20 protein-coding genes, 1 tRNA gene and 1 pseudogene are annotated in these 25,768 nt (G+C 58.2%); 5 read left to right on the forward strand and 17 right to left on the reverse strand.

The window, feature by feature from the left end:
• Positions 1-39 precede the first annotated feature (39 nt).
• The 8 genes from HX855_RS05600 to HX855_RS05635 are packed head-to-tail and all read right to left on the reverse strand — an operon-like array spanning position 40 to position 9,575.
• Positions 40-555: a GNAT family N-acetyltransferase gene (locus HX855_RS05600; protein ID WP_177087855.1), complete on the reverse strand. Its 516-nt coding sequence runs from the start codon at positions 553-555 to the stop codon at positions 40-42.
• Between the two features lie 41 nt (positions 556-596).
• Entirely contained in the window at positions 597-1,997 is a 1,401-nt protein-coding gene (locus HX855_RS05605) for an LLM class flavin-dependent oxidoreductase (RefSeq protein WP_177087853.1), read from the reverse strand.
• A 37-nt stretch (positions 1,998-2,034) separates the two neighbouring features.
• The gene (locus HX855_RS05610; protein ID WP_177087851.1) at positions 2,035-3,693 is read right to left on the reverse strand and encodes an ABC transporter ATP-binding protein; all 1,659 of its coding nucleotides are present in this window, start codon (positions 3,691-3,693) and stop codon (positions 2,035-2,037) included.
• Positions 3,690-4,565 (reverse strand): ABC transporter permease, encoded by an 876-nt coding sequence (locus HX855_RS05615; protein WP_177087849.1) that lies wholly within the window; start codon positions 4,563-4,565, stop codon positions 3,690-3,692. The genes HX855_RS05610 and HX855_RS05615 overlap by 4 nt, the downstream gene beginning before the upstream one ends.
• A 15-nt stretch (positions 4,566-4,580) precedes the next feature.
• Positions 4,581-5,633, reverse strand: coding sequence for an NADP(H)-dependent aldo-keto reductase (locus HX855_RS05620; protein WP_177087847.1), 1,053 nt, complete (start codon positions 5,631-5,633; stop codon positions 4,581-4,583).
• A gap of 32 nt (positions 5,634-5,665) precedes the next feature.
• Complete coding sequence (locus HX855_RS05625; RefSeq protein ID WP_177087845.1) at positions 5,666-6,919, reverse strand: acyl-CoA dehydrogenase family protein; 1,254 nt, start codon at positions 6,917-6,919, stop codon at positions 5,666-5,668.
• Between the two features lie 23 nt (positions 6,920-6,942).
• Positions 6,943-7,875: an ABC transporter permease gene (locus HX855_RS05630; RefSeq protein WP_177087843.1), complete on the reverse strand. Its 933-nt coding sequence runs from the start codon at positions 7,873-7,875 to the stop codon at positions 6,943-6,945.
• On the reverse strand, positions 7,872-9,575 hold the full coding sequence (locus tag HX855_RS05635; RefSeq protein WP_177087841.1) for an ABC transporter substrate-binding protein: 1,704 nt from the start codon (positions 9,573-9,575) through the stop codon (positions 7,872-7,874). Before HX855_RS05635 ends, HX855_RS05630 begins: the two co-directional genes overlap by 4 nt.
• Positions 9,576-9,999: 424 nt before the next feature.
• Between HX855_RS05635 and HX855_RS05640 the strand changes: the two genes are divergently transcribed.
• Positions 10,000-12,150 carry a TonB-dependent receptor gene (locus tag HX855_RS05640; RefSeq protein ID WP_177087839.1) on the forward strand — a complete coding sequence of 717 codons (2,151 nt, stop codon included), beginning with the start codon at positions 10,000-10,002 and terminating at the stop codon, positions 12,148-12,150.
• Between the two features lie 49 nt (positions 12,151-12,199).
• On the opposite strand, the gene HX855_RS05645 is transcribed toward HX855_RS05640, so the two are convergent.
• The gene (locus tag HX855_RS05645; protein ID WP_256353046.1) at positions 12,200-13,306 is read right to left on the reverse strand and encodes a helix-turn-helix domain-containing protein; all 1,107 of its coding nucleotides are present in this window, start codon (positions 13,304-13,306) and stop codon (positions 12,200-12,202) included.
• 121 nt (positions 13,307-13,427) lie between these two features.
• Between HX855_RS05645 and HX855_RS05650 the strand changes: the two genes are divergently transcribed.
• From HX855_RS05650 to HX855_RS05660, 3 genes are all read left to right on the forward strand, one after another.
• On the forward strand, positions 13,428-13,799 hold the full coding sequence (locus HX855_RS05650) for an OmpA family protein (RefSeq protein WP_177087837.1): 372 nt from the start codon (positions 13,428-13,430) through the stop codon (positions 13,797-13,799).
• 138 nt (positions 13,800-13,937) lie between these two features.
• The gene (locus HX855_RS05655) at positions 13,938-14,522 is read left to right on the forward strand and encodes a hypothetical protein (protein WP_177087835.1); all 585 of its coding nucleotides are present in this window, start codon (positions 13,938-13,940) and stop codon (positions 14,520-14,522) included.
• 202 nt (positions 14,523-14,724) lie between these two features.
• Entirely contained in the window at positions 14,725-14,949 is a 225-nt protein-coding gene (locus HX855_RS05660) for a hypothetical protein (RefSeq protein WP_177087833.1), read from the forward strand.
• A 219-nt stretch (positions 14,950-15,168) separates the two neighbouring features.
• Here the strand turns inward: HX855_RS05660 and HX855_RS05665 are convergent, their stop codons facing one another.
• Both HX855_RS05665 and HX855_RS05670 read right to left on the reverse strand, forming a co-directional pair.
• A complete protein-coding gene (locus HX855_RS05665; protein WP_177087831.1) occupies positions 15,169-16,047 on the reverse strand; it encodes a TIGR02391 family protein in 879 nt (292 codons plus the stop codon).
• A 374-nt stretch (positions 16,048-16,421) separates the two neighbouring features.
• The gene (locus tag HX855_RS05670; protein WP_177087829.1) at positions 16,422-19,814 is read right to left on the reverse strand and encodes a TM0106 family RecB-like putative nuclease; all 3,393 of its coding nucleotides are present in this window, start codon (positions 19,812-19,814) and stop codon (positions 16,422-16,424) included.
• A 335-nt stretch (positions 19,815-20,149) separates the two neighbouring features.
• On the opposite strand from HX855_RS05670, the pseudogene HX855_RS05675 reads away from it, so the two are divergent.
• A pseudogene (locus tag HX855_RS05675) lies at positions 20,150-20,729 on the forward strand (IS3 family transposase); the annotation flags it as partial.
• Positions 20,730-20,817: 88 nt separating this feature from the next.
• Here the strand turns inward: HX855_RS05675 and HX855_RS05680 are convergent.
• The 6 genes from HX855_RS05680 to pheT all read right to left on the reverse strand — a co-directional run bounded on the left by HX855_RS05680 (position 20,818) and on the right by pheT (position 25,764).
• Positions 20,818-21,048 carry a hypothetical protein gene (locus tag HX855_RS05680; protein ID WP_177087827.1) on the reverse strand — a complete coding sequence of 77 codons (231 nt, stop codon included), beginning with the start codon at positions 21,046-21,048 and terminating at the stop codon, positions 20,818-20,820.
• Positions 21,049-21,050: 2 nt separating this feature from the next.
• Positions 21,051-22,061 (reverse strand): hypothetical protein, encoded by a 1,011-nt coding sequence (locus HX855_RS05685; protein ID WP_177087825.1) that lies wholly within the window; start codon positions 22,059-22,061, stop codon positions 21,051-21,053.
• A 514-nt stretch (positions 22,062-22,575) separates the two neighbouring features.
• Positions 22,576-22,652: transfer RNA gene (locus HX855_RS05690), tRNA-Pro, on the reverse strand.
• 90 nt (positions 22,653-22,742) lie between these two features.
• On the reverse strand, positions 22,743-23,099 hold the full coding sequence (locus HX855_RS05695) for a MerR family transcriptional regulator (protein ID WP_003219935.1): 357 nt from the start codon (positions 23,097-23,099) through the stop codon (positions 22,743-22,745).
• Positions 23,080-23,382 (reverse strand): integration host factor subunit alpha, encoded by a 303-nt coding sequence (ihfA, locus tag HX855_RS05700; protein WP_002553164.1) that lies wholly within the window; start codon positions 23,380-23,382, stop codon positions 23,080-23,082. Before ihfA ends, HX855_RS05695 begins: the two co-directional genes overlap by 20 nt.
• A 3-nt stretch (positions 23,383-23,385) precedes the next feature.
• Positions 23,386-25,764 carry a phenylalanine--tRNA ligase subunit beta gene (pheT, locus tag HX855_RS05705; protein WP_177087823.1) on the reverse strand — a complete coding sequence of 793 codons (2,379 nt, stop codon included), beginning with the start codon at positions 25,762-25,764 and terminating at the stop codon, positions 23,386-23,388.
• Between the last annotated feature and the right edge of the window lie 4 nt (positions 25,765-25,768).

Genomic DNA, 25,768 nt, shown 5'->3' on the forward strand with positions numbered 1-25,768 from the left:
GAACCATAAGCCGCCGTTACCTAAATAACGGATATGTACTCAAACTTCATTTCCCACAAAAACCTTAAGCTGCACCCGATATCGCACCAACGGCAACGGCTCATCATGTTCCACCACGGTCTTTTCAGTCTGCGGCTCAGCCACAAACCCAAGCGCCCGATAGAAACCCTGAGCACGCCGATTCCCCTGCACCACCCAAACGGTCGCACTGATAAAACCGGCCTCGATCAACTGCTCCCGAACCCGCCCCCAAAGCCGCGTACCAATCCCCTGCCCCCAGATCCCAGGCAACAGATTAAGCGCACGCAGTTCTCCAGTAACCGGCGGCGCATCCACATCCCGACTGCTACCAAACGACGCCCACGCCACGAGCTCCCCGTCCAACTCCACTACCCACACCGACAAGGTGCCACCACCTATGGCCTGGGCCAGAAACGCAGTGCGCTGTGACACCCCGCTGTTCAGGTCAGCAAGAAAACGCTCGGACAAAATCTCCCGGTACGCAGCCTGCCAGGTCTGCAAATGAATGTGCGCCAACCGCGGCGCATCATCCACCCTGGCAGCCCTGAAATACAGAACCCCCTCAGGCACACCACTCACGCCGGAAACCGCAACGGCAACGCGGGCTGAAGCAACGCCACCGGATCCCGATAACGCGCACCAAAATGATCATGCGGCAACCGCGCCCGCCCAGCCCCAAACAACCGCTCCCGCAACGTCTCCCCCTCGTTATACCGCTCACGAAACCGCCCACGACGACGCAACTCCGGCACCACCAATTCAATGAAATCCCGCGCCGTCTCAAACGACAAATACTGCCTCAGGTTAATCCCGTCGATCCCATCCTCATCCAGCCATTTTTCAATCGCATCCGCCACCACCGTCGGTGTACCCGCCACAAAAAACCGCTCGCGATTAAACCCCCCAAGCTGCGCCAATACCGCCCCAACAGTGGAGTCCGCTTTGTACCGACTCAAACTCTCCCACCCCTTGACCTGCCGACTCACCAGCTCACTGATCAAGGTATCCCGCGGATACGCCGTCAAATCGATCGCCGACTGCCCATGAGCCAGCGACGCCTCGACACTCACCAACTTGCGATAGCTGTCGAGCTTGGCACTCACCTCCTCATCGGTACGCCCCACGATCACCCCAGCCATGACGATAAACTTCAACCCCGCCGGATCGCGATCATGTTCAACCGCCTTCTGCCGCATGGCCTGGATATTCGCACGCACCGCCGGCGCATCATTCCCACCGGTAAACACCACTTCAGCATGCCGCCCCGCAAACTCGATGCCGGCAGGCGACCCGGTGGCCTGGAACAGCACCGGCGTACGCTGCCGCGAAGGCTGGCACAGGTGCGGCCCGGCCACCTTGAAATGCTCCCCCACGTGGTTGATATAGCGCACCTTGTCCGGGTCGGTGTAGATCCGCCGCTCACGGTCGACAATCACCGCATCGTCATCCCACGAGCCCTCCCAAAGCTTGTACAACACGTCGAGGTATTCGTCGGCGATCTCGTAACGGTGATCATGGACCACCTCGGTATCGTGCCCAAAATTGCGCGCGGCATTCGGCAAGTACGAGGTGACGATATTCCAGCCCACCCGACCTTTGGTCAGGTGATCAAGGGTGCTCATGCGCCGCGCAAAGGCAAACGGCGGTTCGTAGGTGGTGGAAAAGGTCGCGCCAAAACCAAGATTCTTGGTCACCCCGGCCATCGCCGGAATCACCAACAGCGGGTCGTTGCTGGGAATCTGCATGCCTTCACGCAAGGACGTTTCAGGGCCATCGCGAAAGCGGTCGTAGGTGCCGATCACGTCAGCCAGGAACACACCGTCGAAGGTGCCGTATTCCAGCAGTTGCGCCAGCTCGGTCCAGTAGTCCAGGTCGTTGAAGCGGTGCCGGTTGTTGTCCGGGTGCACCCACAAACCATGGACGATGTGACTGACGCAGTTCATCTCAAACAAATTCACGTGCAATTGCTTGGGCACCAGGAGCACTCCTTTCGTAGATACTTTTTCCAATACGTCAGATCGCGACGTTCAGGTAGAACGGGACTGGCGTGTAGTCGGTTTCAAGGGTCGGAATCGCGTCGATCAGCGCGCGGGTATAGGCGTGGGCCGGGCGGTCGAACACCGCGCGTACCGAGCCGGACTCCACCCCTTCGCCGGCCTTCATCACCAGCACGCGCTCGCTGACGTGGTTGATCACGCCAAGGTCATGGGAGATGAACAGGCAGGCCAGGCCAAGGCGGCGCTTGAGGTCGTCGAGCAGCTCCAGAATCTGTGCCTGTACCGATACGTCCAGCGCCGACACCGGCTCATCGCAGATCAAAATTTTCGGCTCCGAAGCCAGGGCCCGGGCAATCGCGATGCGCTGGCGCTGGCCGCCGGAGAGTTCGATGGGGCGACGGGACAAGGCGCTGGCATCGAGGCGCACCAGGTCCAGCAGTTCCAGGGCGCGGTCGCGCCGTGCGTGACGCGGTACGCCAGCCACCACCAGCGCTTCGAACAGCACACGCTGCACGGTGTAGCGCGGGTCGAAGGAGCTGAGCGGGTCCTGGAACACCACCTGCACCGCACGCCGGGCTTCGCGTTTTTGCTTGGCGTCGAGGTCGGACCAGCGCTGGCCCTTGATCCATACCTCGCCGGCGTCGGCGGTTTCCAGGCCGAGTATCAGGCGGGTCAAGGTGGTCTTGCCGCAGCCCGATTCGCCCACCACGCCGAGGGTCTCGCCGCGACGCAGCTGCAACGACACCTGGTTCAGCACCGTGCGGGTTTTGCCGTCGGGGCCGACAAAGGTTTTGGACAGCTCGCGGGCTTCCAGCAGCACTTCGCCCTGGGGCACGGGCTCGGGTTCGACCGCCGTGAGCAATCGGCGTGTGGGCTGGAAGTGCACGGCCTTGGCCGCCCGCAGCAGCAGTTGGGTGTATGGATGACGCGGGTCTTGCAGGACCTGTTCGGTGCTGCCCTCCTCCACGATCACCCCGTGGCGCATCACGGCCACGCGGTCGGCCAGGCGCGAGACCACCGACAGGTCATGGCTGACCATCAGCAGTGCGTTGTCTTCACCGCGCAGGCTTTCCAGCAGCGCGATGACCTGGGCCTGCACCGTGGCGTCCAGGGCCGTGGTGGGCTCATCGGCAATGATCAGCCGTGGGTTGCAGGCAATGGCCGAGGCGATCAGCGCGCGCTGGCGCAAGCCACCGGAGAGTTGCCACGGGTATTGGCTGGCGCGCAGTTCCGGTTCCGGCACGCCGACATCCCGCAGCAGCTCCAGCACCCGCAGGCGGCGCGCTTCCAGGCCCAACGACGTGTGCAGGTGCAACGGTTCTTCAATCTCGGCGCCCACACGGCGCAGTGGGTCCAGCGCGCCCAGTGCGTCCTGCATCACAAAACCGATGCTCGCGCCGCGCAGTTGCTGCCAGGCCCGTTCATTGAGCTGGCGCAGGTCGACGCCCTGGAAGGCCAGCTTGGCGGCCTGGACGCTAGCCTCCTTGCCCGTGAGGCCGGCCAGGGTACGGGCGGTGACGCTTTTACCGGAGCCCGATTCGCCCACCAGCGCCAGGCATTCGCCACGGTTCAACTGCAGGCTGACACCGTGCAATACCGGCTCGGCCTGACCGAAACGTACGGTCAGGTCGCGGATGTCGACCAGCGGGCCGAGGGTATGGATATTCATCGTCATAGAGGCTTTCCTTCGCTGCGGCGCAACAGTTCGCGGCCGATGGCACTGATGGAGACAACGGTCAGGGTGATGATCAGAGCCGGCCAGGCCACCAGCCACGGAGCGTTGGCCAGGAAGCTGCGCCCGATGGCCATCATCCCGCCCCACTCCGGCGCGGGCGGCGGTGCGCCAAAGCCGAGAAAACTCAAGGCGGCACCGGCGGTGATCGCACCGCCGATGCCGATGGTGGCGAGGATCAGCACCGGTTTGAACGCATTCGGCAGGATGTGCCGCAGCACCACGGCCAGCTGCGATTGGCCTAGGGTGACGGCGGATTCGACGTAGCCGGCGTTGCGCACGGTGAGGGTTTGCGCCCGCACCAGCCGCGCATACCGCGGCACGCCGGCGATGCCCACGGCAAGGATCAGATTGGCCGTGCCCTGGCCGAAAAACGTGATGATCACCAGCGCCAGCAACAGGTCGGGAAAGGACAGCAGCACATCGATCCCGCGCATCAAGGCGCCGTCCAGCCAGCGTGGGCCAAGGCCGGCGATCAACCCGAGCAAGGTGCCCCAGGCCAGCCCCAGCGCGGTGGCGGCGAGGCCCATGAACAGCGACGAGCGCACGCCATAAATCAGCCGGCTGAGCACGTCACGCCCATTCTCGTCGGTGCCCAGCCAATGCACGTTGCTCGGGGCCTGGAACGCCAGGCGCGCCGTGGCATCCAGCGGGTCATACGGGGCCAGCCAGTGCGGAACAACGGCGGCCAACAGCAGCAGCCCGACAAACACCCCGGCGAGCAACAGGCCAGGCCGCAGCCGGGTCAGCCCGGCAAGACGCAACGGGCGACTGCCCCTTGGCCCTGCGATCAAGGTTTCAATGGTGTGCGTCATGCCAGGCTCCTGGTGCTAGGGCGCGGGGTTGGGGATGCGCTGGTGGATGGCCTGGACCTGCGCCTTGATCTCGTCGCTGAGGTTCACGTCCAGCGCGCCGAGGTTGTCGCGCAATTGCGCCAGGCTGGTTTGCCCGGTGAGCGCGCTGGTGACGAAGGGTTTGTCGATGATGAACGCCAACGCCAACTGGGCCGGTGTCAGGCCGTGTTGCCGGGCAATCTCCACGTAGCCGGTGATGGCTTCCTGAGCCGAGGCGCTGTCATAACGATTGAAGGTGCGGTACACCGCCGACAACCGCGAGCCCTCGGGACGTGCGCCGCCCAGGTACTTGCCGGTGAGCGCACCGAAGGCCAGGGGCGAGTACGCGAGCAGGCCGACGCCTTCGCGGTGGCTGAACTCCGAGAGCCCGCCTTCGTACAGGCGATTAAGCAGGCTGTAGGGGTTTTGCACACTGGCAATGCGCGGCAGGCCAAGGCGTTCGCTTTGCTTGAGAAACTCGGCCACGCCCCACGGGGTTTCATTGGACACACCGATGTGCCGCACCTTGCCGGCCTTGACCTGATCGGCCAGCACCGCCAGGGTTTCTTCGATGGCGACGCTTTGGGTGTCTGCCTGATACGGGTATTCGCGCTGGCCGAAGATGTTGGTGGTGCGGTCGGGCCAGTGCAGTTGGTACAGGTCGAGGTAGTCGGTGTTCAGGCGTTTGAGGCTGCCGTCCAGGGCTTCGACGATGTTGCGCCGGTCGTGGTGGCTGAGGCCGTCGCGGATGTGCTGCTGGCTGCTGTGGTCACGGGCCGGGCCGGCGATTTTACTCGCCAGGATCACCTCGTCCCGTCGGCCACTGGCCGCCAGCCAACTGCCGATATAGCGCTCGGTGGTGCGCCAGGTTTCGGCCTTGGTGGGCGTGGGGTACATCTCGGCGGTGTCGATGAAATTGATGCCTTCGGCCAGCGCCAGGTCGATCTGTTGATGGGCATCGTGTTCGGTGTTCTGGTGGCCCCAGGTCATGGTGCCCAGGCCCAGCACGCTGACTTGGATGTCGCTGTTGCCCAGTTGACGGTAACGCATGGGTGATCCTTTTTTATGCAAGGGTTGAAGGCTCATACCGCACTCGCTTCGTCGCGGGCGGCCTGCTGCTCGGCGTCGGCGGCTTGCAGGCTGCGCCAGGCGGCGTTGGGGGTGACGTCGTTGAGGTAGTAATTGCCCAGGGCCCGTTCGCGAAAGATCGCCGGGTTGTGGGAGGCCAGGGTTCGGGCGTTGCGCCAGTGGCGGTCGAAGCGTCGCGACTCGCTGGTGGCGGACGCGCCGCCAACTTCGAACAACAGGGTGGTGGCTTCCAGCACTTGTTCCAGCACGATCTGTTGCGCCTGAAAAGCGCGAATCTCAGCCTCGGTGTAATGCTGTTCGGTTGCGTAGCCGCCCTGCTCTGCTTCGTGCACGTCCTGCAGCACCTCGGCGACGGCCAGCACCTGGGTGCGTGCCGCATACGCCAGGCTCGACAGGCGACCGACCACCCGCTGCACCAGCGGATCATCCTTGGGGCTTGATTGCCCCGGCACCCCAAACGCACGGGTGCGGCCTTTGACGAATTCGGTGGCGTCGCGCAGCACCGCGTTGGCGATGCCGGCCAGGGTCGCCAGGTGGAACAGCTGGTAGAACGCGCTCAGGTAGGACTCCGCACGCAGCTCGTCTTTCTTGAAGCGCCGCACGATGTGCCGGGCCGGTACGTCGACCGCCTTGAAGCGTGTGGTGCCGCTGCCGGTGAGGCGCTGGCCAAAGCCGTCCCAGTCGTCCTCGACAGTGACGCCTGGCGCATCGGTACGCACCGCGAGGCTGACAAAATCCTCGCCATCCAGGGCGACGGCAGCGATCCAGTTGGCGTACAGCGTACCGGTGCAGTAGTACTTCTCGCCGTCCAGCTGCCAGCCGGAATCGACCGCGCTGAGGGTCACCGAGTTGCGGGTGGTGTCGGTGCGCTCCGCCATGGCGGCGCCCCACAGTTCGCCGTCGACGACTTTGGCGAACCAGTACGCCTGGGACTCGCTGTCGCGGCTGGACAGCCGGCCTTCTACAAAACCGAAATGCGCGCGCACGATCTGCGGCAGGTTTGAATCGGCCTCGCCCAGCTCGATCAACAGGCGAAACAACTGCGGCAGGCTGGCACCCAGCCCGCCCAGGGCCTGCGGCACGCGCAGGGCACCAAAGCCGGCCTCACGCAGCCACGCCACCGCGTCATGGGCCAGTTCGCGCTGTTGCTCACGGGCGACGGCGGTGTCGGCGATGCGTGCAAATACGTCGGCGAAACGCAGGTGCAAGTCGGCATAACTCACCTGCGCGGGGATCGAAACACTCATGGTTTTTCCTTCTTCAAAGGCACTCACGCCTGATTGGCCCGGGGGTCAATCCAGCGGTTGATCAAATCGACGGCCAGGTTCACCAGCACGTACACCGTGGCCGCAAGCAACGTCACCCCCAGCACCATCGGCACGTCTTTGTTGCTGGTAGCGTCGAGCATCAGGCGCCCGATGCCCTGGCGTGCAAACAGCAACTCCACCACCACCGCGCCGCCCAGCAGGCTGGCGAACACGAACCCGGCCAGGGTCACCAACGGCACCAGGGCGTGGCGCAAGGCATGGCGCAGGCGCACGGCGGTTTCGGACAGGCCGCGTGCGCGCGCCATGGCGATAAAAGGTTGTTCGAGGGTGTCTTCCAGGGACTGGCGCAGCAGCTGGGTCAGCACCGCCGCCACCGGCAGGGCCAGCGCGACGGAGGGCAGGATCAACGAGCGCCAACCCACGGAGCCGGACGGCGGCAACCAGTGCCAATGAAACGAAAACACCAGCAACAGCAGCATGCCGATCACAAACGAAGGCGCGGATGACAGCACCAGCTCGGAGCCTGAAACGACGGAGCGGACCCAGCGTGAACGGTTGGCGGTGAGGATCGCGCACACCAGTGCCAACACCACCGCCAGCAGCGCGGCGCTCAGGGACAATTGAAGGGTTGCGCCGATCTGTTCACTGATCGCCTGCTGCACCGGGATGCGCAAGCGGTAGGACTCGCCCAGGTCGCCATGGGCCAGGCGCACCAGGTAATTGCCGTATTGCACGATCAGCGGCTGGTCCAGGCCGTACTCGGCCCGCACCCGGGCCAACAGCTCCGGGGTGGGCATCGAATCCGGGCCGCCGAGGATCGCCAGCGCGGTGTCACCGCCGCTGAAATTGACGGCGAGAAAGGTCAGCGTCGCCGCGCCCCACAGCACGCCAATGCCCGCCAGCAGGCGCCAGGCGATGGATTTGAACAGGCTCATGGTTGCCCCCGGTCCAGCCAGACGCTGGTGAAGAACGGTACGTTGTGGGAGGTATCGAAAATCACGCCATGGACTTGCCGGCCATAGGCGGTGAGCACCTGGCTTTCCACCGACGGCACGGCGGGCACGGTTTCGGTCAGGCGCTTTTGCGCTTCGCCGTAGAGCGCCTGCAACTGCGCCGGGTCACGGGATTGGCGAGCGGCGCTGAGCACCCGGTCCAGTTCGGCATCGCGAAAACGCCCGACGTTCTGGCCGATGGTCTTGTCGGTGCTGATGGCCTGGCTGTGATAGAGCACGAACAGGCCATCCGGTGTGTTGGTGTGCCAGTAACCGCCGGCCAGCGCCTGGAATTTCCCGGCGTAGCGTTTCTCGGTTACGCGGGTCAGGGGCAGCATTTCGATGGGCATCTCGAAGCCGACTTTTTTCAGGTCGGCCTGGATGGCCACCGAGACGCTGGCGGGAAACGCCGGGTTGTCATAGGTCAGCAGCGTGGCCTTGAGGCGCTGCCCGTCGCGGGTTCGATAACCCTGGGCATCGCGCCCGGTCCAACCGGCCTCGTCCAGCAACGTGTTGGCGGCGTTGACGTCGTAGGCCAGGGCATCGTTGTTGGGTTGATAAAACCGGGTGTTGGCCGCCAGGAAATCCGCCTTGGCGATGTACTCACCGAAGCCGGAAATCCATGCCAGGCCTTCGCGGTCGATGGCCTTGGCGACTGCGCGGCGTACACGCACGTCATCGAACGGTGGCTGCTCAACGTTGAAGGTCATGCTGCGGCTGGGGTTGCCTTTGCGGATACGGCTGCGCATCACAAGATGGGGGTTGGCGCGGATGGCGGCGGCGTTCTGGGCCGGTGCATCGAGGGCAAAATCCGACTGGCCGGACTCAAGCGCCGTGAAGCGGATCATGGCTTCGGGGACGTAGCTCAATTCGATACGGTCCAGGTACGCCTCCCCCGTGTGCCGCGTCACCGGTGGCGCCCAGTGGTAGCCGGGGCGTTTGATAAACACCGCGCCCTGGTCACGGGTGTAACTCTGCAACAGGAACGGGCCGCTGCCGATGGGGTGTTCGGCGATAGTCTTGGGCGCTTCGCGAATCTGTCGGGGGGAGATCATGCTCAGCCAGGACTGCGCCAGTACGTCGAGGAACGGCGTATAGGGTTCGCGCAAATGGGCTTCAAAGGTGTAGTCGTCGATGACCTTGCCGTCCAGGTACGGCGCAATGTAGGCCGCTGCGAGCGGGGACTTGGTGGCCGGGTCGCGCATGTGTTCCAGGTTGGTTTGCAGCGCCCGGGCGCTGAATTTCTCGCCGTCGCTGAAGGTCACGTCATCGCGCAGGTGAAAGGTGTAGGTCTTGCCGTCTTCGGAGATGTCCCAGGAGCGCGCCAGCCACGGGCTGATATTGCCCTGCTCGTCCTGGTACACCAGGCAATCGAAGAGAATCCGGCCCATCCACTGGATATTGCCGTTGGACAGTGCATGAACATCGAAACTGCCGGCATCGGAAGCAGCTGAGACGCGCAAAGTTCCGCCGTTGCGGCCCGGTGATGTCTCATGAAAGTCCGTTGCCGAATACGTCACTACACCGTGGGTAACCGTGCCATCGGCCGCAGAAGTTTCATGTTGGGGTGCCGCAGCCGGCGAACAGGCCGTGATCGCCAGGGACAGTGAAATAATCGCCGAAAGTTTCAGGAGGGTTGTCAATGACGCGTCCTTAGAGGCACTCGAAAGTGTGCAACAACAGGGTGCAATGCAGTGAGCATGCCAGTCTTTAAAAGAGCCGACCCTCGACCACAAAAACAGCGCAAAACCCTTATAAACCGGGGATATCGCTGCCAAACACTTATATCGTTATACCCGTTATACGCCCCCGAATTGTTGGCAACCTTACACACTGCTTATCCACTGTTGCGTTCGCGACAGCTGCCGTAGACCTCGCTAATAAAGTTGACTGTTGCAAACCAGACAGTCACCCAAAACAAAGTCTCCCGCAGAACACTTCAACACCCACTGAATGCCCGCATTCATTGATAAACAGCATTGGCATAGAACCTGCTCAGAGCGAAACAGGCATGACTATTCGAATAGAAAGCTGGCACTTTTTATCTATTCATAAGGAACACGTTTAATGGCTCCATTCTTTCGTGCAGAGTTGAAAAAGTTACCCCTTGCCATCCGGCAAACCACACGGCTGACCGCCTTCGGGTTCGGTTCAGCGCTGGTGTTTTCCGCCGCGGCCTTTGCGGATGACGAGGCCGCCCCGTCGACCGCCCCGCAGCTGAAAACGGTGACGGTGGAGGCGCAAAAAATCACCCCCGTGGAGGCGGCAAAAAGTCAGTTGTCCGAGGTGCCGGGCGGCACCAGCGTGGTCGACAGCGAACAGGTGGCCAAGGGACGCACCGCCACCTTGCAGGACACCCTCGCCTATCAGCCCGGAGTGTTTGTGCAGTCCACCGGTGGCAACGACGCGGCCAAGATTTCCATTCGTGGATCGGGGGCCAACACCTCGCCGGGGTATTTCCGTGAGGGCATCAAGTTCCTGTTCGACGGCCTGCCGATCACCGGCCCGGGCGGCACACCCTACGAATTCCTCAATGGCTCGGGGGTGAACTACACCGAAATCCTGCGGGGTGCCAACGCCTTCCAATACGGCGCGCTGAGCCTTGGCGGCGCCATCAACTTCGTCAACCAGACCGGCTACACCGCACCCGGCCTGCGAGTGCGGGCGGAAACCGGGAGCTACGGCTACAACAAGCAAAGCCTGAGCGTCGGCGGCGTGGAGGGCGCGTTCGATTACTACCTGAATGCCGACAACTACCGCAGCGACGGCTACCGCGACTACAGCCTGTCGAAGAGCCAGGGCGTGGTGGCCAACTTTGGCTACCGCTTCAGCCCGCAACTCGAAACCCGAGTGATGCTGCGTTACCGCGACGAGTTCCACAACGACCCAAGCGCCACCACCCTGGACGCGGTCAAGCACCACTCCGACCGCGCCAGCGCCACCGCCGAAAGCAGCGGCGCCGGCAGCCGTCGACCCGGCAGCGTATGGCTCGGCAGCAAGACCACCTACACCTTTGAGGACGACGCCACCCTGTCGGTGGGCTTCGTCTACTACCAGTACGCCCACAACAACAGCCCGAACAGCCCGAGCAACCCGAGCTACTGGGACTGGCATGACCTGAGCGCGGTGATCAACTACGACCGGCGCGACACCCTGTTCGGCCACGAAAGCCGCTCCAGCCTGGCCTTCACCTCCACCGAACACCTCAAGGGCCAGGTCGACTCCACTTTCGCCAACAAACAGACGCGCAAGTTCGTCGACTACAGCTCCTCGTTCGATCACGTGTTCTCCCTGGGCAACGACCTGGAACTGGTGGACGGCCTGTGGCTGACCAGCGGCGTATCGGCGATCAACGTGCGCCGCCACGCCGACGTCAAGGAGTCCCTGGTGGCCAACACCACCACCTACCCGAGCGATGTGACCTACGACAACTGGAGCCTGGCACCGCGAGTGGGCGTGCGTTACGAGTTCAACCCCCAACTGCAGGTGTTCGCCAACGTCAGCCGCTCCGTCGACCCACCGGCGTCGTGGGAATACTCCGGCTCCGGGCCGACCGCACCGTACGTACGGCCGCTGGTGGAACAGAAAGCCAATACCGTGGAAATCGGGATCAAGGGTTCATCGGGCATCTTTGACGGCAGCCTGGCGCTCTACCGCTCGTGGGTGAAAAATGAATTGCTCAACGTGCAGATCATTCCAGCCACCTCTACCGAGGCTGCCGTCACCGGCGCGTTCAACGCCACGCCGACGATCCACCAAGGCATCGAAGCCGGCCTGAACACACGCCTGTGGGAAAACACCTCGGGTGAAAAGATCACCCTGCGCCAGGTGTATACCTATAACGACTTCTACTACCGGCACGACCCGACCTTCGGCAACAACCAGTTGCCGGGGATTCCCAAGCACATCTATCAGGGCGAAGTGCAGTACCAGCACCCGGCGGGCTTCTACACCGGGGTGAATGTGCAGTCGGCGTCGCGTACGGCGGTGGATTATGCGAACAGCTTCTACGCGCCCTCCTACACGATCTTTGGGGCGAACGTGGGGTATGAAACGCCGAGCAAAGACTGGAAGGTGTCGCTGGATGTGAAGAACCTGACCAACCAGAAGTACGTGACGGCCGTGCAGCCGTTGTACGACGCGAAGGGCCAGGATACGGCGTCGTTGTATCCGGGGGATGGGATTGGGGCGTATGTGGCGGTGGAAATGCGCTATTGAGGCCGCGTCGATCGCTGGGGGGATCGCCTCACCCCAGCGGTCGATGTGCTTATTTCTCGGTGACGCAAGCGTCGGGGGAAGCCCGGTAACTGCGGGGCGCACGTCCTACCACGCGCTTGAAGGCATGACTGAAGGCGCTTTCAGACGTGTAGCCCAGGGATTGACCTACCCCGGCCACCGAGAGGTCGCTTTCCCGCAGCGCACGTTCTGCCAGGCGCATACGCCATTCGATAAGGTATGCGAACGGCGTGCGCCCCACTGACGCCTTGAAACGAACCGAAAAAGTGGTTCGGGACATTGCACACGCACTGGCCAGCGCTTCGAGTTTCCAGTCCCGCTCGGGCGCTTGGTGCATCAGGCGCAGTGAGGGGGCCAGGCGCGAATCACCCAGCGCCCGCAGCCATCCAACGGGAAACGCGCCGGAGGCCGCCAGATGGGCGCGCAACAGCTCGACGAACATCAGTTGGGCGATCTGCGACGAGGCAAGCTGCTGGCATTCCGCGCGGCTCGAAGGAATGTTGCAAGCGCAAAACTCACTCAGTTCATCCAGATTCGCCTGGGTGACTTTGTCCCCCTCCACAATCTCCCAGAAACGCTTGCCTGGAATGTCCGTATCGAAGTTCTGCGCAAGCAGAGTGCCGTACTCCTCGCTGTATCTGGCCCATGACGTTGTAGAAGACTCCATGATCAACAGATTGGCCAAGGTGCCAGCGTAGTACTGAGAAAGACCACCCAACCTGTTCACAAAGTACCGGTCCGCAGTGTTTTCGGTCGTTGCGTACTGCGACAAACGTAGAGACTCACCAGCCTTCAAACGAGCCAATGCCGGAACGAGCTTGATGCGGCCAACCATCGCGATGCCATGCTGCTCACCTTCTTGATCACTGACCTGCGAGTGCCGCTCGGCAATCAAAGTGAACAGGCAATCTGCCCGCCGGAACCGCTCAACAAAATGGGCATGGTCGTCTTTCAAATAGCGCTGGTCATAAGACCAGACCAGCCAAGGGTAGAAAGAGTAGTAGCGCGCCCGATCAGTAACGTTGGTGATGCCTGGAAGCAACTGGCTATAGATCATCCCGCAGGGCGCCTGAGTCCCCAGATGATCGATTCCGGTGCTCGCATAAGGCGGTTTCAACCAACCAGTGGTGAGCTTCATTGACGATTAATCCTTCAATACGCCTGGTAGCTTTCAAGGAGCGAACGGTATAGTGGCACAGCGCCACACAAAAATGACAAGGAAGTACCGTTGAAGTATCTGATCGATCTGTTCAAAACCTATGCCGCCACAATGCTACAAGTCACCATCACCAGAAGGTGACGCGGCTCTTACGGCCTTTGCAGAGAAAGTAAAAAACTATTTGGAAGAGTCCAAGCGCCAAGTCATCGCAGTCACCGTCACCGGCCACAGTGATCGGATCCCAGTACTTACTTCTAACGATAGCAATCAAAAACTGTCACGCCGCCGGGCTGAAAGTGTCGTTGAAAAGCTCAAACCCCTTGGCCCCGAATTGCAGTTCAATATCAAGGCGGCAGGTTCTCATATGCCTATCTCAAACTGCGCACGCAATCTGCCCAAACCAGAACTCAAGGAATGCTTGGCAACGGATCGCCGCGTGCAGATCGTTATCCAAACGAAAGCGATTCAGTAACGGACTTGAAAAAAATTAAAGGGCGTGCAGCCACCGTCCCGTAGATTCTGCTGGCGTGGGAAGAGCGGTATCGACGAAGCGCAAACCTCTGACTCTGTAAACTAGGGACACATGAATAAATGGTTCAAGAGTCGCACTATGTGGCTGTCAGCATTGCCGGCTGTGATAGTTCTCGTGTCAGTACTGGAGACGACAGCCACCATCTCTGGCCCACTTCTGCCCTATCTATTCCCACCTAAATCGCCTGACGGCGTCAATCCTGCACTGCTTGGAAACTGGTACCAGGAGTTCGAGTTTCTAGACCGTGGTTTCATCGTCCACTTCCAAGGCACCATCCAGTACTTTACGAACAAGACCTACAGGGTCACCGGCGACTTGAAAGCGACCAGTACCGCACCGGGAATTCCATTCGTCATCCACTACGACTATGACGGAAATGGAGAGTGGCAAGCTACCGATGCTGAATTGGTGATCAAAGTGATAAACGCCGAAGTTCCCTTGTCTAGCACCATCTTGGGAGAAAAAACCATCCCAGCCATTGATCTTGGCCTCCCCTCAGACAGTCCAGCGATGGATCTTGGCCCGAAATTCAAGCTCGCCCAATCACAGCGATATGACATTCGCAGCACGTCTAAGGACAAGATTGTCCTAGAGACCAATGGCCTGTACGAAGATACGTTCATGATCAATATGACGCGTACCAAGCGTACCTACCTGCGATAACGCGCATGACCACCTTTTTGGACCGAGACCTCACAATCCTCTCAGCGCGCGCGGGGAGTCTGGAACAAAATGAAGTAGTAAGGAGAACTTTGCGATCACCTGCTCAAGTAAAATCTTGAGCTTGACCGATAGCGAAAAGGATTTCTCCTCCCCGCCGACTATGACATTTGTCCACGTCACGTCGCATGAAAGGAAGCACGGCATGTACACGTATGAAGTTGCTCAGCCAACAGAGCATATGCTTCTGACGGAAATATTCGATCTCGATAACAGCCGAGCGATTGATCCAACGGAATTTTTAAGCCAAGAGCTTGCAGCGGTCATGCAAGACAGAAATGAGCTTGCCGGCAGGTACACCCGCAATCCAGAATCGCCTTGGATGGTGTGTCAACTCTGCGGAGGCGCTGTGATGCTGGTGCGAACATAGCAGAGACACTTCCATTTTCGCCACCACCCCATAGTCGGCACTTAGCATCAATATTTTGGTCTGCCTTAGATTGCTTTTACCAGAGTCTTCCAGGTTCATGACGAAGATTCGCCTCCTTCGTCCGCAGCAGAACATCCCGCCAAAAGCCCCCGCATGCCTAGCGTTTCGGGGGCTTTGCTTTTTTAGGTTGGAGAGATATCGAAGAGTATAGGCAGCGCCTCATTCAGAGGAGACGAAGTTGGTTATCCGCGCCACCGCCGATGCTTCCAAGAGATAGAGCTGGTTGATCAGCATGAACTCGCGCACAGCTTCCCGAGGATTGCAAAGGATCTCACGGTGAGCTCGGGGATTACGGTAAGCAAGAAAAACTGCCACGAACAGTCCCACTTTTCCTGCCTGCTCACCACCGTCCAGATCGCTCCAGTGGAGCAGGGACTTGTCGCCCTCAAAAGCTTTCTTGAACAGATGAGAGCCACTCTTGTCATAAATGCATATTCTATCTCTGACAATGTCTTCTAATCGACGAAAGGCGGTATTAATCGCTGAGTCCGGACTCTCAAGGAGGCTGATCGCCAACTCTACAAGTCTCTCGTCGAGAAGCCCTAAATTGATAGCAGCAGGAAAGCATTGCTGAACATCACGGACGTCAGTTTCTCGCGGCGAATTTGGTTGTCGTAGGATGTAGTCGTAGAATCTAGTTGGACGAATAGGGCGAGACTTTTCCAGTCTTTCCAAATCAGATGAAAGCAGGCATCCAGCCTCAATCCGTTGCTTCACCGCTCGATCGATGTCGTACTCTTCAATCTCTACGCTATGCAGTTGTAGGATCTTCAGAGCGGTGGAAAGCCCACTCGGCCCCTCTCCTGAATACCCTGACGTGAAGCCTGTCTTTATAAGCACCTGTCGCGCAGGGAATATACTTAGTAAAAAACTATGCTCACCAATGCTTCCATCGATCCAAGATAAAATCCAGGCTGACTTGATCTGCTCGCCAGAGTTGATGATATTCACGATAGCGTCGATGGAATTCTGAGTAATTCCAGAACTACCGTGATACTCAATCCCGGCAACTTTGCTGATATCTACCGTTTTCCTCATTTTCGCTCCCTGACAATTGGAATTTAGCTTATTGTAGTGTCGGACCGAACTGAATGGCGTCCTGTAAATGGTCAGGTGAGATATGAGAGTACCGCATCATCTGCAACGAGGCGTTACCCGCAAATATTCTATACGTCTCGAATTGCTCACCTTTAATGATGAAGTCATGATGAAGTGGCTACCTGCATAGCGTCACCGCCCTTCAACACGACATCTGTCCCGAAGATTTTTGCCCGCAATATAGGACGTCAGCAGAGGCTGAATCACTGGCCGGATAAACCCAAGCCAGCGTTCAAAATAACTTGACCACTACACCGTATCCATTACCTTGCGCGGTGTGCCCCTCAGAAGTCAGGGTTAGTACAATCTTCCTCTCATATTCTCATCGCAAGTTCATCGTACCGACAGAAAGCATTGGCGAGTTGCATCTGGCGGGGTGTTCGGCATTGAGCCTCAAACAAAGTAGGCGACGCAACGAGTACACAAACACATTTTGCACGTGATGTAGCGACATTCAGTCGGTTTAGGCTGTAGAGAAACTCCATTCCACGCGGTGCATCGACGTAACTTGATGTTGTCATCGAGTAAATAACGATCGGCGCCTCCTGCCCTTGGAATTTGTCGACAGTTCCGATCCGAGCGCCCGAAATGCGGTCCTGCAGCTCGAACACCTGCGCATTATAGGGAGCAATGATTAATATATCTTGAAGCGATATCAGTCGCTCAACACCATGCCTGTCGATCCAGGTAGTGCCTGACGCAAGGATTTCCTCCACGAGCGTTCGAACGCAATCAGCCTCTTCCGGCGATGAACTCTGATTGCCTTCAGAAACGACTGCAACATAGCGGAGGCCTGAACCATTGAGGCGTCCGGGTGAGCGAATTGCTTGAGCCTCCAATCCTGGGCGAGGATGAAGACGCCCCTCGTAGAATAGTTCGGACGTATAGGAGCAGATGTCCGGATGAAGACGCCATGTCTCCGCAAGAAAAAGTCCTCGGTCAGACGCAATCGTCTGCTCTTCACCAAGAATATGATGCAGAGCTGAAACATCCGTGCCTTGTGGATGACTACCCTGCATCGGCTGATCGAGTTGTTGCGGATCGCCTAGCAACACAACGCTATTCGCCGCTTGTGATACAGCAATTACATTCGCAAGCGCCATTTGCGCCGCTTCATCAATAAACAGCACATCTACGGAGTGCGCTGCATCAGGCGACGCCCACAGCCAAGCAGTCCCTCCTGCCACATTCGCTCTGCTGCCGATGGCGTTTAGCAAATCAGCATTACTTTTTACAAATCGCAATCGCTGCTGATCTGCTTCCATCTCCGAAGGTTTTTGAAAGCAGCAAACATCAATTCCCATTTCTTCAGAAGCCTTCACAACTCCATCGAGAAGGTTGCGGATGACCTTGTGGCTATTGGCAGTCACCCCAACAGTCTTCCCGGCTTGTACCAGAGAACAGATCATGCGTGAGCCTGTGTGCGTCTTGCCGGCACCTGGCGGCCCTTGAATTGGAAGCAGTCCACTTTCGATATGTGCCGCAACACGGAGTGCGGCATCGAGGGCAGGCTCACCTTCATGCTGGATCGGTTGATTACCTATACGAGGGGGCAGGCGCATCAGAAGATCTCGAGCGGCCTGAAAGGGTCCGCCTCCCTCCATCCCATTAGCAACGACATGTTCGCCGATGCGAACAAGCGCATTGGCGAGGACAGTAGTATTAATAACTGTGTGGGAAAAAACTGCCTCAGGATGAATATTTGCACTGTCCCCTCTTTTCTTAATATCGACCCAACGGTCATCCAGAGAAATTGCGTCGACGCTGCCTAGCTTCCTGCCTCCTAAAGTGTGCAAATCCTCACTGCCGCGCATCTCCGTTTCTTGAGGAGGGAAGCTGTAGCGATGAATGGGGGCCCTAGCGGTTCCCCCGTTCACGCCCACAAATGTTAGACCTGAAAGTCCAGCTCGCTCGTCGAGCAAATCTTCTGCCATAAGGTCGGAAAGGCGGAAATACTCCCACCAAAGCGCTTTCTGTTCTCTGCGGTGCCAGTCGAGCGAATGCGCGAGAATCCATCGAGCGTGCTCCTCGGCCGTGCGCTCCGCCGCATCAGTAGGAACCCCGTCCGTCAACCGTTCGATAAGCGCATTGATCCTCTCTTGCCATTCACCAAGGGCCTCGCTTGGCACGCTCTCAGGCACTTCCCGTCGGGGAATGATATTGCCAACATTGATCAAGTTGGTGCGCCGTATTTCTAACCAGTCCCGAAGGCGCCATGTAGATACGCAGTCATCTCGGTTGTATCCAGTCACAACATAACGATCAGCATCACTGATGAATGCTAAATCTCCCAGTTCAAGACATGCTTGAACCTTAGCAAGGGCCATGTTTGCTTCTGAAAGCGCGGTGTCTCGGATGAAACCATATAAGGGCTCAAGCTTTTTGATCGAGTAACTTTCCACGCTCGCTCGTAGCCCATTTCGTATCACGCTGTAAAGGTCAACAAAGCATTTTGAGCGCAGAAGAGCATCAATCTCCTCTTCACGACTTGCATGCCTCCCCATCAACCGTTTTAGAGCAGCCGGCTCATAGGGTGCGAAATGGTAAATGTGCAGATCCGGGTATTGCTCCTGTCGAGCGACGACGAAATCGATGAAACGCTCGAAATTCAGTTTTTCCTCCTCACGAGATAGCGCCCAGTCAGCTGTGTAAGCGATGTCATTGCCACCATCAATAAAAGTATAACCAAATAAGTACTCAAGGCCGCCTTCCCCAGCAAATGGATCGCCCTCCAGATCGAAGAAGATATCCCCGACTGAGGGTTCGGGTAGGCTCGCTAAACCGAATCCTTCCGTCACAGGTAAAAGCTCGTGAAGCACGCTCCCTGCTTCGCGCCCCTCGATCTGAATGCGCGCCTGCTCTCGTACCCGCTCGTACGAATGTACTGCCCCGCGCGACGGCCTCCATGGAAGCGGAACCGGCATTGCTGCTAGATCCGTCATGGTTTCTATGCCGTGCCGTTTTAACTCATCGATATGGACTTTGGTGATCCCGGCCACAAGCGAGAGATGGTCATCCTCTCGACGTTTCCGGTCGCAACGACGCTGCCAACGACAGATGTCGCAATGCTCCTTCGGTTCAGGATAGATCATCTCCCCCGCGTGCTCGATAGCAGCTACAAGGCTGCTTTTGACTCGTCGGAAGTACGCTGCGTAATCGTCCATTCGATACATCTGTGGCTCATACCCAGACCATGGGGCAACTACATAGCTATGCGTCGGGAAACCCCCTTGGATGGTGCCGACTAGATCCGCATACAAGCAAAGCTGCAAGACAGTTCCACCTTTGGTCTCACGAGCGAGCTTGGTATCAATCACCTCATAAGACCATGCTCCGAGATCGCTCTCGGCCTCTATTCGCCTGAGGACATCCGTGCGACCCACCCAACCATTCGCGCGAAACGCGCCTTGTACTATGATCTCGTCCCCAGCAACCATGGCGCTCCTTGTGCGCTCGACCGATTCGTCATCAACTCCGACACCGTCAATGATTGTGACGGATAGACCTTGCGATCGTAGGTGCTCGACAAAGCCTTGTTCATGTCGCGCGCCACGCTCCCAAAGAATCTGCAGCAATGGGTCCCAGATAGCGGGGCGTTCTAGCTCGCCATTCGCTACCGCTAAGTCAAGGCTCGTTAAGTGCCGGCAGTTAAGATGTCCAACCAAGTCAGAAGCACTAAGAAAAATCGAATCGCCTAGCCTTTGCATTTGATTCCGACCTCATCAAAAGTCCATTCAGATGCTCTGTCGTCCAAATGCCAGCTCTAGTGACTTTTAGGATTAGCCAAAGCGAATGCCCGCTCGTCGAGTGTAGTCAATAGTGAAAGATCCACTGTGGATCAAAAAACAGGCACTCAAACATACCCCGTCGTGCGTTACCTTAGAGCTTCATGTTGGTGCCGACACCGAATTGACCCAGTTGCCGAGATGACACTGATCCAGCCTGAATCCTTGTAAGCTGTTGTCTGTGAAGGATTTTTTCCGATTGGAGGCAGGTCAGTCTTGCATCAGCACATTGGTCAATTCGGCACTGTCATCAACACGGCGAGAGTTGCGGCAAACACCGTGTTGCGCGGCTGATGCGTGCCAACCGGATCAAGGCGTTGCGGGGCTATAAGGTGCCACGCCCAATCGCCGGGCGGCCCTCGATCATCTCAACCGAGCGCTCACGGTCGATACCCCCCAACAAGGCTTGGGTGACCGACATCACCTACATCCGCACATGGCAGGGTTGGTTGTATTTGGCGTGGTGGTGGATCTCTAAGCGCGCAAGGTCGTGGGCTGGTCGATGAAGAGGCGCTCTGGCGCCGTCGGCCCAACGACCGTGTACTGGTGCATTCCGATCAAGGCCGTCAGTAAGGCAGTGATGACTGGAAGCGCTTTTGCCTGGCCAATAACCTCGAGCAGAGCATGAGTCGGCGTAGCAACTGATAGGATAATGCTGTGGCCGAATCGTTTTTCAGCAGCTTGAAGAAAGAGCGTATCCGTAAGCACATCTACAAAACCCGTGACTTGGCCAGGGCAGGTGTGTGCGATTACATCGAAATGTTTTATAACCTAACTCGCCGCCACAGTCACTCGGGCGGCGTCAGTCCCGAGGAATTTGAACTCGCCTCATTGTGAGGCTGGGAAATATCCACCGGAGCGCGGGTAGTCCTGTCCAAACCAAAACCTCAGGTCTGACCGGGATACTCATCGTAATCCTTTCGGTTCAGTTCACGAATTGTGCGACAAGTTCGTGGTTTTCAACCAAGCTTCTCTCAAAATCTGCATGGATTGCGATGCTTCGTTGTTCGGGAGAAAGTCCTTTATAGGGAGCCTCCATCGCCTGAACAAGGCCTTCGCTGGTGCTAATGATTCCCATGTCAGTTACAACTTCTGTTGTGACAACAAGTACGCCGTTGACCAGCTTTGTTGTAGTGCGAACTTTTTGATCGTTCATGGTCAGTTCTCTGGAAAAAGTGCCTGAATCCCTACGCAAGCGGTTACAACGTACTCACTGAGCTTCGGCACCAATGGTTTTGCGCCAACTGCCTGCTTCGCGTGATTATGGTCGCCCGCCTCGAGAACCTCAAGGGCAACCATCCCTATCGCTGGAGCGTCCGGCTGAGAGATGGAGAATAGCCTCGCCGATACGGCAGCGATCAGGTCGCCCCGGCCATTTGTCGGCTGAGACTCATCAAGAGCGGACCATTCTGTCGGCGTCGTCGTGAAAGCAGCCTGAAATGTCGGAGGACAAGTGGCTACGGCTCCCAGAGCCGACTCTCGCGTGAGTGCATAATCCAATTCTTCTTCCGAGTAGCGAACCTCTTTGGATGTAGCCGCGTGCATTCCCGGAAACTGCCGAAACGTCGTGTCACCAGCATTGTAGAACATGCGTACACGGACATGACAGTCACCTGACTCTGGAGACGTCTTCAGAAGTGTTTTTGCCTGAACAAGTAGGCCCGATAGGGTTTCGATGACCTGCCGCTGAGGAATGACGAGCTTTGGTAACCAAAGCTCTTTGAAAGTGTGCGGATTGAAGTAGTCGCTGTGTCCATATTTGGAGTGTAAATGCTGAAACAGCGACACATGCGTAGATTCGAATCCGTCGACTCCAGCTCGTCCAGCTCCCTTTACAATATAACTCGCGAGAGCCGGCCAAATATCTTTTTTTGCCATGTAGTTGGCGACGTATTTGACCCGGTAGGAGTCAAGGTACTTACTCCAATCGTAATCTGTATTAACAATACTCCCCGAAAAAAGCACGGTGTCGAAACTGAATGCGGTTTCCTCTTCAATGAGTCGTGCCACGAGGAATGTGCCAAGACTATGGGCAACCAGAGACACAGGGGACCCGGGATAATCACGACGGACGGCTGCTACCTCATCCCGAAGCCATTTGACTAGCTTGTCTCGGGAGTACGGGTTGATAAACTGAAAAATATTGAAATAACCGTAGTCGAGAAGCACTGGAATCATCCCGTGCTGCGCAATAAGCGGAGCGATTCTCTTCTGCCACTCTCCTCGTGTACGAATGCCGTGTAACGTAACGACGACATGCCTTATGGTGCCTCCCATCTGACGCCCCCTACCCAAGCTCAGTATCCCGAATCGAATTTGAATTATGTAATAGTAAATAGACAAAGCAACCCCAAGCTGATTGGAGCAGGCACATTCGCTATTTAGAGATATATACTTGGACTCTATTCGCTTGCAACTCGATTTTTTCGCTAGGTCTAGGATAGCTGACGACTAGGAACCTGAAGACATACCAGTATCAATCAGTGACACCGTAAATTTACAAAACCACTTGACCAATCAGACAGCGACTGGGCGGACATATCTAGCTGAATGAACCCTTTGGCCAAATTCTGAGTTGGCACCATTCGGAGATTCCACCCAGAGCCAGTCGTTTTGTAGGGGTAAAAACGACTAAAAATAAAAAGGGGTTGCGAGATAAAATCTCGCAACCCCTTGAATTATATGGTCGGGACGGAGTGATTCGAACACTCGACCCCTAGCACCCCATGCTAGTGCGCTACCGGACTGCGCTACGCCCCGACTAGGCGTGTTACTGGGTTCGCTTCGCAACGAAGCGATCAGGAATATACCGCAAGCTTTTGAAATGTGGAAGTATTTTAAAAGCCGGAATTACTTCTTCAAAACCACCAGCACATCTTCCAGTTCGGAGATCATCTGGCGGATCATTTGCTTGTATTGGGTGGTGTCGTCTTTGGCTTCATCACCGGACATACGCTGACGCGCACCGCTGATGGTGAACCCCTGGTCATACAACAACGCGCGGATCTGCCGGATCATCAGCACATCCTGGCGCTGATAATACCGACGGTTCCCGGTGCGTTTGACGGGGTTGAGTTGAGGAAACTCCTGCTCCCAATAGCGCAGCACATGCGGCTTTACCGCACAAAGCTCGCTGACTTCACCAATGGTGAAGTAGCGTTTGCCTGGGATGACGGGCAGTTCGTCGTTATGACTTGGTTCCAGCATAAGCCTCAACTCGGGCCTTCAACTTCTGCCCTGGACGAAAGGTGACCACACGGCGAGCCGTGATCGGGATTTCTTCTCCCGTTTTTGGATTGCGGCCAGGCCGCTGGCGTTTGTCCCGCAGGTCAAAATTACCGAAACCGGACAATTTGACCTGTTCGTTGTCTTCAAGAGCGTGCCTGATTTCTTCAAAGAACAGCTCGACCAATTCCTTGGCTTCGCGCTTGTTCAGGCCCAGCTCTTCATACAGACGTTCCGCCATCTCAGCTTTCGTCAAAGCCCCCATACGTCACTTCCTTAACGTGGCGTTCAACCTTTGTTCGAGCGAGGTGAGGATATTTTGCGTCGTCGTATTCACCTCATCGTCATTAAGAGTGCGCGATGGATGCTGCCAGGTCAAGCCAACTGCAAGGCTTTTTCTATGCGGATCAATGCCTTTACCCTGATAAACGTCAAATAGCCTGAGGTCTGTCAGCCATTCCCCTGCATTTTCACGGATTACGTCCAGAACAGCACTGGCTGCAACATCTTGGTCGGCGATCAACGCCAGATCACGTCGTACTTCAGGGAAACGCGACAACTCGCTGAATTTAGGCATTTTGCCCGAGGCCACTTCAGCCAAGACTAGCTCAAAAACGAAGACTGGACGGTCCAGGCCCAAGGTTTTCGACAGTTCAGGGTGAATCGCGCCAACGAAGCCCACCAGGCGACCTTCGCGTTCGATACGCGCGGTCTGGCCCGGGTGCAACGCCGGGTGTTTGCCAGGCGTGAACGTGAAGGCATCCAGCGCGCCGGCAAAGCCCAGCACCGCTTCCACATCCGCCTTGACGTCGAAGAAGTCGACGGTGTCGCGACCTTGTGCCCAGCCTTCCGGCAAACGGCTGCCGCAGACAACGCCAGCCAGCATCGGCTCTTGCTTCAGGCCATCCAGTTGACCGACAAAACGCAGACCGCTTTCGAACATGCGCACGCGGTCTTGCTGACGGTTCAGGTTGTGGGAAAGTGCTTTCACCAGACCGGGCCACAGCGACGAGCGCATGGCGGCCATGTCGTTGGAGATCGGGTTAGCCAGCAACAGCGGCTCGACACCGGGGTTGAACAGTTCGAACTGCTTTGGATCGATGAAGCTGTAGGTCACTGCTTCCTGATAACCACGAGCTACCAGCAGGCGACGCAGTTCCGGCAGGTGCGCACGGGCTTCAGCTTTCGGCTGCGGCGCCAGGCGCGCTTGCGGGTAACGAACCGGCAGGCGGTTGTAGCCGTACAGGCGAGCCAGTTCTTCAATCAGGTCGACTTCCAGGCTGATGTCGAAGCGATGGCTTGGCACTTCTACGTGCCACTGCCCTGCTTCACCGGCGGAGATGCCGAGGCCGAGTGCCGACAGCAGGCGCTCGATTTCAACCGGGTCGATCACCAGGCCGAGCATTTGCTCAACGGCCTTGGCACGCAGGATGATCGGCGCAACCGACGGCAGGTGCTGCGCGCTGACGGTTTCAATGATCGGGCCGGCTTCGCCGCCAGTGATTTCCAGCAGCAGGCCGGTGGCGCGCTCCATGGCTTCACGGGCCAGTTGCCAGTCCACGCCGCGCTCGTAGCGGTGCGAAGCATCAGTGTGCAGGCCATAGGAACGGGCCTTGCCGGCGATGGCGATCTGATCGAAGAACGCGCTTTCGAGGAAGATATCGCGAGTGGTTGCGGACACACCGCTGTGCTCGCCACCCATCACGCCGGCAATCGCCAGGGCGCGGGAATGATCAGCGATCACCAGGGTGTCGGCACGCAGGCTGACTTCCTGGCCGTCCAGCAGCACCAGCTTCTCGCCTTCTTCGGCCATGCGCACGCGGATGCCGCCGTTGATTTCGGCAAGATCGAAAGCGTGCAGCGGCTGACCCAACTCCAGCATCACGTAGTTGGTGATGTCGACAGCTGCATCGATGCTGCGCACTTCGGAACGACGCAGACGCTCCACCATCCACAGCGGGGTTGGCTTGGACAGGTCGACGTTACGGATCACACGACCCAGGTAACGCGGGCAGGCGTTGGGGGCTAGCACTTCGATGGAACGGACTTCGTCGTGCACCGCAGGTACGGCGGCAACCACCGGACGGGTGACGGTCGCGGCGTACAAGGCGCCGACTTCACGCGCCAGGCCAGCCAGGGACAGGCAATCGCCGCGGTTCGGGGTCAGGTCGACCTCGATGCTGGCATCTTCCAGCTCCAGGTAGACACGGATGTCCTGGCCCACTGGCGCGTCGGCCGGCAGTTCCATCAGGCCATCGTTGCCTTCACCGACCTGCAGCTCCGCCTGGGAGCACAGCATGCCGTTGGATTCGACACCGCGCAGTTTGGCCTTCTTGATTTTGAAGTCGCCCGGCAGTTCGGCACCGATCATGGCGAACGGGATTTTCAGGCCCGGGCGCACGTTAGGCGCTCCGCACACGACCTGGAAAGTTTCCGCGCCATTGCTGACCTGGCACACACGCAATTTGTCGGCATCCGGGTGCTGCTCGGTGCTCAGCACCTCGCCCACTACCACACCACTGAAAACACCGGCGGCCGGCGTGACGCTATCGACCTCAAGGCCGGCCATCGACAGACGGGCAACCAGCTCGTCGCGACTTACCTGCGGGCTTACCCAGCCACGCAGCCATTGTTCACTGAATTTCATCCTG

The organism is Pseudomonas sp. IPO3778, from assembly GCF_013386825.1.
Lineage (GTDB): Bacteria > Pseudomonadota > Gammaproteobacteria > Pseudomonadales > Pseudomonadaceae > Aquipseudomonas.